7 protein-coding genes and 1 pseudogene are annotated in these 8374 nt (G+C 71.4%); 4 read left to right on the top strand and 4 right to left on the bottom strand.

Translation table 11 applies throughout. The annotated features are described in order from the left end of the window. Positions 1–72: 72 nt before the first annotated feature. A complete protein-coding gene (gene dacB / locus ACFVIU_RS11725; protein ID WP_385842216.1) occupies positions 73–1626 on the bottom strand; it encodes a D-alanyl-D-alanine carboxypeptidase/D-alanyl-D-alanine-endopeptidase in 1554 nt (517 codons plus the stop codon). 124 nt (positions 1627–1750) lie between these two features. On the opposite strand from dacB, the gene ACFVIU_RS11730 reads away from it, so the two are divergent. Together ACFVIU_RS11730 and ACFVIU_RS11735 are read left to right on the top strand one after the other, a co-directional pair. After that, positions 1751–2242, top strand: a complete 492-nt coding sequence (locus tag ACFVIU_RS11730; RefSeq protein WP_385842217.1) for an inorganic diphosphatase — start codon at positions 1751–1753, stop codon at positions 2240–2242. 109 nt (positions 2243–2351) lie between these two features. Next, a complete protein-coding gene (locus ACFVIU_RS11735) occupies positions 2352–4007 on the top strand; it encodes a threonine/serine exporter ThrE family protein (RefSeq protein ID WP_385842136.1) in 1656 nt (551 codons plus the stop codon). Between the two features lie 21 nt (positions 4008–4028). Here the strand turns inward: ACFVIU_RS11735 and ACFVIU_RS11740 are convergent, their stop codons facing one another. Further along, positions 4029–5096: a DedA family protein gene (locus ACFVIU_RS11740; RefSeq protein WP_385842138.1), complete on the bottom strand. Its 1068-nt coding sequence runs from the start codon at positions 5094–5096 to the stop codon at positions 4029–4031. Positions 5097–5237: 141 nt separating this feature from the next. Between ACFVIU_RS11740 and ACFVIU_RS11745 the strand changes: the two genes are divergently transcribed. Next, positions 5238–5603 carry a YbjQ family protein gene (locus ACFVIU_RS11745; protein WP_385842139.1) on the top strand — a complete coding sequence of 122 codons (366 nt, stop codon included), beginning with the start codon at positions 5238–5240 and terminating at the stop codon, positions 5601–5603. A gap of 55 nt (positions 5604–5658) precedes the next feature. Here the strand turns inward: ACFVIU_RS11745 and ACFVIU_RS11750 are convergent, their stop codons facing one another. Continuing rightward, positions 5659–6420 carry a MerR family transcriptional regulator gene (locus ACFVIU_RS11750; RefSeq protein WP_385842141.1) on the bottom strand — a complete coding sequence of 254 codons (762 nt, stop codon included), beginning with the start codon at positions 6418–6420 and terminating at the stop codon, positions 5659–5661. A 172-nt stretch (positions 6421–6592) separates the two neighbouring features. Here ACFVIU_RS11750 and ACFVIU_RS11755 point away from each other — a divergent pair, with 172 nt between their 5' ends. Continuing rightward, on the top strand, positions 6593–7999 hold the full coding sequence (locus ACFVIU_RS11755; RefSeq protein WP_385842142.1) for a glutamate decarboxylase: 1407 nt from the start codon (positions 6593–6595) through the stop codon (positions 7997–7999). 68 nt (positions 8000–8067) lie between these two features. On the opposite strand, the pseudogene ACFVIU_RS11760 reads toward ACFVIU_RS11755, so the two are convergent. Continuing rightward, positions 8068–8289 (bottom strand): annotated as a pseudogene (locus ACFVIU_RS11760) (PadR family transcriptional regulator); the annotation flags it as partial. Between the last annotated feature and the right edge of the window lie 85 nt (positions 8290–8374).

Raw genomic sequence — 8374 nt, forward strand, 5'->3', positions numbered from 1 at the left:
GTCGGCGACGTCGGCGACATCGGACCGCGCAGGCGGAGTTGTGCGGACGCGCCCGCCCTCCATCCCGGGGGGCTACCGGCAGCCGCACCCGGCCAGCGCCGTCGCCGTTCGGTCCAGGGCGGCCTGGGCCGCCTGGGGGTCGGTCGTGCCCGAGGCCATGAAGGCGAAGGCCAGGAGCCGGCCGTCGGCGTCCACGACCGTGCCGGCCAGGGTGTTCACGCCGGTCAGAGTGCCGGTCTTGGCGTGTACGAGACCGGCCGCGCCCTCGGTGTAGCGGTCGGCGAGGGTGCCGGTGAAGGCGGCCACGGGCAGGCCGGTGAGGACGGGGCGCAGGCCGGGGCGGTCGGGGTCGCCGGCCGTGGCCAGCAGGCCGGTGAGCAGCTCGGGGGTCAGCCGGTCGGCGCGGTCGAGGCCGCTGCCGTCGTGGAAGGACGCGCCGGCCATGGGCAGGCCCAGCTTGGTCAGCCGGGCGGCGATCGCCTTCGCGCCGCCGGTGAAGCTGCCGGGCTGCCCGCTGGTGAGGGCCGTCTGGCGGGCCAGCGCCTCGGCGATGTCGTTGTCGCTGTTGGTGAGCATGCGCTCGACCACGGCGGACAGCGGGGGCGAGGCGACCGCGGCGAGGGTCTCCGCGCGCGTGCTGGCCTTGGAGGGGCCGGGCGGGGTGGTCGCGATGCCGGCGTCCTTGAGGAAGCCGGCGAACCGGGAGGTCGCGTCCGCGGCCGGGTCGGCGACGCGGGCCGCCGGGCCGCTGGTGGAGTCGTCGGTGCGGCCCTCGTCGGCGGCGAGGGCGGTGACGGGAGCGAGGTTGTCGTTGACGCCGATGGGGTGCAGGGCCGGGCCGCTGTAGAGGGTCGTGTCGTAGGACAGCGTGACCTTGCGGATGCCGCGCTTGTGCAGGGCCGTGGCGGTGTCCGCCGCCAGGGTCCGCAGGCTGGCCCAGCCGTCGGCGTTGCGGTGCGCGGTGAGGGTGGGGTCGCCGCCGCCGACCAGGACGAGTTCCCCGGTGTCGGGTTCGAGGGCCGCGCGCGTGGTGAAGCGGTGGTCGGGGCCGAGGGCGGACAGGGCGGCGACGGCGGTGGCGATCTTGGTGGTGGAGGCGGGGGTGAGGGCCTTGCCGGGGTCGCTGCCGTAGAGCAGCTTGCCGGTCGTCATGTCGAGGACGGCGGCCGCGTGGCTGTCGCCGAGCGCGGAGACGCCCAGAAGGGGCCTCAGGACGTCCGGGAGGGCCTTACCGCCCGGAGGGGCCTCCCGGGTGTCCACGGCGCTCGTGGGGCCGTCCAGGGCCACCAGGACGGGTGGGGCGCTCGGGGCGGGCCGGGGCGCGCCCACGGCCGTACCGGCGCCGTGATCTGCGCCACCTGCCCGCTCCAGGGCGACCGCCCGGTCCCGCTCGGCCGTACGCTGACCGTTGGCCTCCCAGGGGCCCGCTGCGGTCACCACACCGGCGGCCAGTGCCAGGCCGGCGGTGGCGGCGCCCGCGGTGTACTGCCAGGTCCTGAGGGTGCGTGTCCGGGGGAGGCCGGCGAGCAGCGGCCGTACCGACCGCGTCAACCGCGCGAGCCGCGGTTTCGTGGCCGTGACGGCGCGTACCAGACGTGGTCGTACGGCGTTCGCGACCCGCGCCATCTGCGGTCTCGCGGCCCGCCACGGCCTCAGCTCTGGCACGACCACCAGCCCCTTTCGCGATCACACACCTGCGTGAGGGACACTTAACCACCAGAACGATGTGCTGATCATGGAGGAGCCACCGGTGGAGTTCGACGTCACGATCGAGATCCCGAAGGGTTCGCGCAACAAGTACGAGGTGGACCACGAGACCGGTCGGATCCGCCTGGACCGTCGCCTCTTCACCTCGACCGCATACCCGACCGACTACGGGTTCGTCGAGAACACCCTCGGCGAGGACGGTGACCCGCTGGACGCGCTGGTCATCCTGGACGAGCCGACCTTCCCGGGCTGCCTCATCCGCTGCCGCGCCATCGGCATGTTCCGGATGACGGACGAGGCCGGCGGCGACGACAAGCTGCTGTGCGTGCCGTCCACCGACCCGCGCGTGGAGCACCTGCGGGACATCCACCACGTGTCGGAGTTCGACCGCCTGGAGATCCAGCACTTCTTCGAGGTCTACAAGGACCTGGAGCCCGGCAAGTCGGTCGAGGGTGCCAACTGGGTGGGCCGCGCGGACGCCGAGGTGGAGATCGAGCGGTCGTACAAGCGCTTCAAGGAGCAGGGCGGCCACTGAGCCCCCGCTCGCGTAAGGAGACGGGCCGTACGCGCACGCGTGCGGCCCGTTCGCTTGTCCGTGCGCATACTGGGGCAGGCGGAATGTGTCGTTCAGGGAGCGGTGCGAGGTGACGGAGGCGGAGGACCGCAAACCCCGGTCCGACGAGGCGCGGTACGACCCGGAGATCACGTCCGAGTTCGCCCTCCCCAAGGGCCTGGACGTCCCCAAGGCGGTCACGGAGCCGGAGACGACCTCCGAGTTCGCCGTGCCGAAGGGTCTGGAGCCGCCGCAGCCGCCGGGGGCCGAGCCGGAGGGGTCGGCGTTCACCCTGCCGAGCACCTACAGCAGCAGGAACGCGCCGGCCGCCTTCACCCCGGCCGCCGGGGTGCCGCTGGTCAGCCTGGTCAAGGACGCCCCCTGGCAGGACCGGATGCGCACCATGCTGCGCATGCCGGTGGCCGAGCGGCCGGCGCCGGAGCCGGTGCAGCGGGAGGAGGAGGGCGGCCCGGCGGTCCCGCGCGTGCTCGACCTGACGCTGCGTATCGGGGAGCTGCTGCTGGCGGGCGGCGAGGGCGCGGAGGACGTGGAGGCCGCGATGTTCGCGGTGTGCCGCTCCTACGGCCTGGACCGCTGCGAGCCCAACGTCACCTTCACGCTGCTGTCGATCTCGCACCAGCCGTCCCTGGTGGAGGACCCGGTGACGGCGTCCCGCACGGTACGGCGGCGGGGCACCGACTACACGCGTCTGGCCGCCGTGTTCCGGCTGGTGGACGACCTGACCGACGCGGAGACCCATGTCTCCCTGGAGGAGGCGTACGGGCGCCTGGCGGAGATCCGCCGCAACCGGCACCCCTACCCGGGCTGGGCGCTGACCCTGGCGAGCGGGCTGCTGGCCGGTGCCGCCTCGGTGCTGGTCGGCGGTGACCTGCTGGTGTTCGTCGCGGCGGCGGTCGGCGCGATGCTCGGCGACCGGCTGGCCTGGCTGTGCGCCGGGCGCGGGCTGCCGGAGTTCTACCAGTTCACGGTGGCCGCGATGCCGCCCGCCGCGATCGGGGTGGCGTTCGCGGTGGCGAGCGTGGACGTGAAGGCGTCCGCCGTGGTCACCGGTGGGCTGTTCGCGCTGCTGCCCGGGCGGGCGCTGGTGGCGGGCGTCCAGGACGGCCTGACGGGCTTTTACATCACCGCCTCCGCCCGCCTGCTGGAAGTCCTGTACTTCTTCGTGGGCATCGTCACCGGGGTACTGATCGTCCTGTACTTCGGCGTGAAGCTCGGCGGCCAGCTCAACCCGGACGCGGCGCTGAACCCCACCCAGCGGCCGCTGATCCAGATCGCGGCCTCGATGGTGCTGTCGCTGACGTTCGCGGTGCTGCTCCAGCAGGAACGATCCACCGTGCTGTGGGTGACCCTGAACGGTGGGGTCGCCTGGTCGGTGTACGGCGCGATGCACTATGTCGCCGACATCTCACCGGTGGCGTCGACGGCGGTGGCGGCAGGTCTGGTGGGGCTGTTCGGGCAGCTGCTGTCGCGGTACCGGTTCGCCTCGGCGCTGCCGTTCACGACGGCGGCGATCGGTCCGCTGCTGCCCGGCTCGGCCACCTATTTCGGGCTGCTGAACATGGCCCAGAACCAGGTGGACAAGGGGTTGGTGTCGCTGGCCAACGCGGCGTCCCTGGCGATGGCCATCGCGATCGGCGTGAACCTGGGCTCGGAGGTGTTCCGGCTGTTCCTGCGGGTCGGCTCCGCCGGCAAGCGGCGGGCCGCCAAGCGCACGCGCGGCTTCTAGGCGCGGTCCGGCGCCCGGCGCCTACTGCTGGCGGTAGCCGTAGGGCTGCTGGCCCTGCTCGTACTGGCCCTGCTCGTACTGATCCTGCTCGTAGGGATTCGGCTGGTACTGGTTCTGCTCGTACTGCTGCTGGCCGTACTGCTGCTGGCCGTACTGATCCTGACCGTGCTGGTTCTGGCCGTGCTGGTTCTGGCCGTACTGCTGCTGCGGGTACTGCTGCTGGCCGTACTGCTGCTGCGGGTACTGCTGCTGGTCGTAGTACTGCTGGTCCCAGTCCTGCTGCTGCGGCTGCGACTGCTGGGGCGACCGCTGCTGCTCGTACTGGTAGCCGTACTGCTGCTCGTACGGCTGCTCGTAGGGCTGCTCCGGCTCGATGCGGCGGAGCTGGGTGGTGGCGGCGTCCATGGCCGGGGCCTGCTGGTACTGCGGGGCGGGCGGCTGCTGGGCGGGCTCGGGTTCGGCCGGGGCGTTGCGCTGTTCCTTGCGGGCGCGCATGACCTCGAAGATCACCGGGATGACCGAGATCAGGACGATCAGGACGAGGATGCCCTCGACGTTGTTCTTGATGAAGTCGATCTGGCCCAGGAAGTAGCCCGCGACCGTGACGCCGGTGCCCCACATGGCGCCGCCGATCACGTTGTACGTGAAGAACGTGCGGTACTTCATGCGGCCGGCGCCGGCGATGATCGGGGCGAAGGTGCGCACGATCGGCACGAACCGGGCCAGGACGATGGCCTTGGGGCCGTGCTTCTCGACGAACTCGTGCGCCTTCTCCAGGTTCTCCTGCTTGAAGATCTTGGACTTGGGCCGCTTGAACAACTTGGGCCCGAAGAACTTGCCGATCAGGAAGCCGACCTGGTCGCCGAGGACCGCCGCCGCCACGATCAGGGTGCACACCAGCCACAGGGGCTGGTGGATCCACTTGCCGTCGGCGACCAGCAGACCCGCCGTGAACAGCAGGGAGTCGCCGGGCAGGAAGGCGAACAGGCCCGACTCGGCGAAGACGATCACCAGGATGCCGACCAGGCCGAATGTCGAGATCAGATAGTCCGGCGTGAGCCACGCGGGGCCGAGGGCGAGTGTCATCACGGGTCCGGGCTCCTGAAGGGGGTGAAGGCGGCTGCGGCGTCCAGGTACGGCCGCTAAAGCTATCAACGTGAGGTGACCGCCCCGGGTTCCACCGGTGTCTCCAGGATGCACTGTGGGACGACTGGGCCGAACCTGTGAGTCATGGGACTCGAGGACTACGGCGGCGGGCAGGAGCCCCAGCCGGACGTACTGGTCGTGACGACGAACGACATGCCCGGATTCCGGGTGCAGAAGGTGATCGGTGAGGTCTTCGGACTCACCGTCCGCTCCCGGCACCTGGGCAGCCAGATCGGCGCCGGACTGAAGTCGATGATCGGCGGCGAGCTGAGGGGGCTCACCAAGACGCTCGTGCAGACCCGCAACCAGGCCATGGAGCGCCTGGTGGAGCAGGCACGCGCGCGTGGGGCCAACGCGGTGCTCGCCTTCCGGTTCGACGTGACGGAGGCCGCGGACACGGGCACCGAGGTGTGCGCCTACGGCACCGCGGTGGTCGTGGCCCGGGAGTGAAGGACCCGGAGTGAAGCCCCGGGTGTGATCCCGTCCGTGCCCGGGCCCGGACCGGTCAGGCGGTGTGCCGGTCGGCGTTGGCGAGGATCGCGTCGCGCAGGTGCTCGGCCAGGCCGGGGCGCATGGCGTCGTAGTACGCCTTGAAGCGCTCGTCGGTGACGTACATCTCGCCGAGGCAGCGGTGCATCTCGTACGGGACCTCGAAGTACCACCGGGTGATGTGCTGCCGGTGTTCCTCGGCGAGGGCCATGGCCGCCCCGCCACCGGGCTGCTCGCCGGCGGCCATCAGCGCGGTGTACCGCTCCTGCCAGCCGTCCATCTCCGCCTGGACGCGTTTCCAGTCCTCCTTGGTGTAGCGGGCGGCCCGGCGCTGCGACTCGGCGTACGCCTCGGTGCCGCCCCAGCGGGCCTCGGCCTCCTCGGCGTACTGCTCGGGGTCCTTGTCCCCGAAGACCTCGAACCGCTCCTCGGGGGTGAGGTTGATGCCCATCTTGCGTGCCTCCATGGCGTGTTCCACGGCCGCGGTCATCTTCCGGAGCTTCTCGATCCGGGCGGTCAGCACGTCGTACTGGCGGCGCAGGTGCTCCCGCGGGTCCGCGTCCGGGTCGTCGAGCAGGACCGCGACCTCGTCGAGCGGAAAGCCCAGCTCGCGGTAGAACAGGATCTGCTGGAGCCGGTCGAGGTCGGCGTCGGTGTAGCGCCGGTGGCCGGCGTGGGTGCGCTCGCCCGGGGCGAGCAGCCCGATCTCGTCGTAGTGGTGCAGGGTGCGCACCGTGATCCCGGCGAACCCCGCGACCTGTCCCACGGAGTAGCTCACTTTCCGCTCCTTGTCGTCGGTACGCGCTCCACCCTGCGGCCTCACGCCGCGTGAGGTGCAAGTCCGGGGCGTCCCTGATCCCCGGTCCGGGGTCGTCACCGGGCCCCGGTCCGGGTCATTCCGGATGTCCGGGTTCGCGCCGTCCGCCTATGGTGGCCGAGAGGAGGCGCTGATGGCCCTGCACAAAGGTCCCGAGAAGCACCAGCAGCGAACGATGTCGGTCAACCCGTTCTTCGGGGAGGCCGACCCGGTCGGCGGCATGATCGAAGCCCCGCCCACACACCGGCTCCCGGACGCTCCGCTGACCCCGACCACGGCGTACCAGCTGGTCCACGACGAACTGATGCTGGACGGCAACTCCCGGCTGAACCTGGCCACCTTCGTCACCACCTGGATGGAGCCGCAGGCCGGGGTGCTGATGGCGGAGTGCCGCGACAAGAACATGATCGACAAGGACGAGTACCCGCGCACCGCCGAACTGGAGCGGCGCTGCGTGGCGATGCTCGCCGAGCTGTGGAACGCACCGGACCCGGCGGCCGCGGTGGGCTGTTCGACCACCGGGTCGAGCGAGGCCTGCATGCTCGCCGGGATGGCGCTCAAGCGGCGCTGGGCCAGGAAGAACGCCGACCGGTATCCGGGCGCCCGCCCGAACCTGGTCATGGGCGTCAATGTGCAGGTGTGCTGGGACAAGTTCTGCAACTTCTGGGAGGTGGAGGCCCGGCAGGTGCCGATGGAGGGCGACCGCTTCCATCTGGACCCGCAGGCGGCGGCCGAGCTGTGCGACGAGAACACCATCGGGGTCGTCGGCATCCTCGGCTCCACCTTCGACGGCTCCTACGAGCCGATCGCCGAGCTGTGCGCGGCCCTGGACGCCCTTCAGGAGCGGACCGGCCTGGACATCCCGGTGCACGTGGACGGGGCGTCGGGCGGCATGGTGGCGCCGTTCCTGGACGAGGACCTGGTGTGGGACTTCCGCCTCCCCCGCGTGGCCTCCATCAACACCTCCGGGCACAAGTACGGGCTGGTGTACCCGGGCGTCGGCTGGGCGCTGTGGCGGGACGCGGAGGCGCTGCCCGAGGAACTGGTCTTCCGGGTCAACTACCTGGGCGGCGACATGCCGACCTTCGCGCTGAACTTCTCCCGGCCCGGCGCGCAGGTGGTGGCGCAGTACTACACGTTCCTGCGGCTGGGCCGCGAGGGCTACCGCGCGGTGCAGCAGTCCACCCGGGACGTGGCGCGCTCGCTCGCGGACCGGATCGAGGCGCTCGGCGACTTCCGGCTGCTGACACGCGGGGACGAGCTGCCGGTGTTCGCGTTCACCACGGACGGCGGCGTCTCGGCGTACGACGTCTTCGATGTCTCCCGGCGGCTGCGCGAGAGCGGCTGGCTGGTGCCCGCGTACACCTTCCCGGCGAACCGGGAGGACCTGTCGGTGCTGCGGATCGTGTGCCGCAACGGCTTCTCGCACGACCTGGCCGAGCTGTTCGTGGCGGACCTGACCAGGCTGCTGCCGGAGCTGCGCCGGCAGCAGCATCCCCTGACCCGGGACAGATCGGCGGCCACCGGCTTCCACCACTAGGGCCTCTCCGGAAGAAAAGCCCTAGGCCGCGGCCGGACCCGTCTCCCGGCATCCGCGCACCCTGTGCGTCAGCGGTCGTCGTCCGGGTGCCGCTCCCCCGTCGCGTACGGGTTCTCCTGGCCCTCGGTGAGGACGCCGACGAACGGCTCGCCCTCACCGGCGAAGGTGTAGGCGCCGCCTTCGACGCGCTCGATCAGGCCCTGGGTCCAGGCGGCCTCGCCGTCGGCCGTGTGGAGCCACATGTTCATGATCTCGCCGATGTGGCCCAGTTGCTCCGGGCCGGTTTGGGGGCGGGCGGGGGCTCGCCACAGGGGATGGCGACCGGCCGACGACTGGGGACGAGGGGCTGGGAGAGAAGAGGCTGGAGCAACTCGA

The sequence above is a fragment of the Streptomyces sp. NPDC127190 genome, assembly GCF_042672505.1.
Taxonomy (GTDB): Bacteria; Actinomycetota; Actinomycetes; order Streptomycetales; family Streptomycetaceae; genus Streptomyces.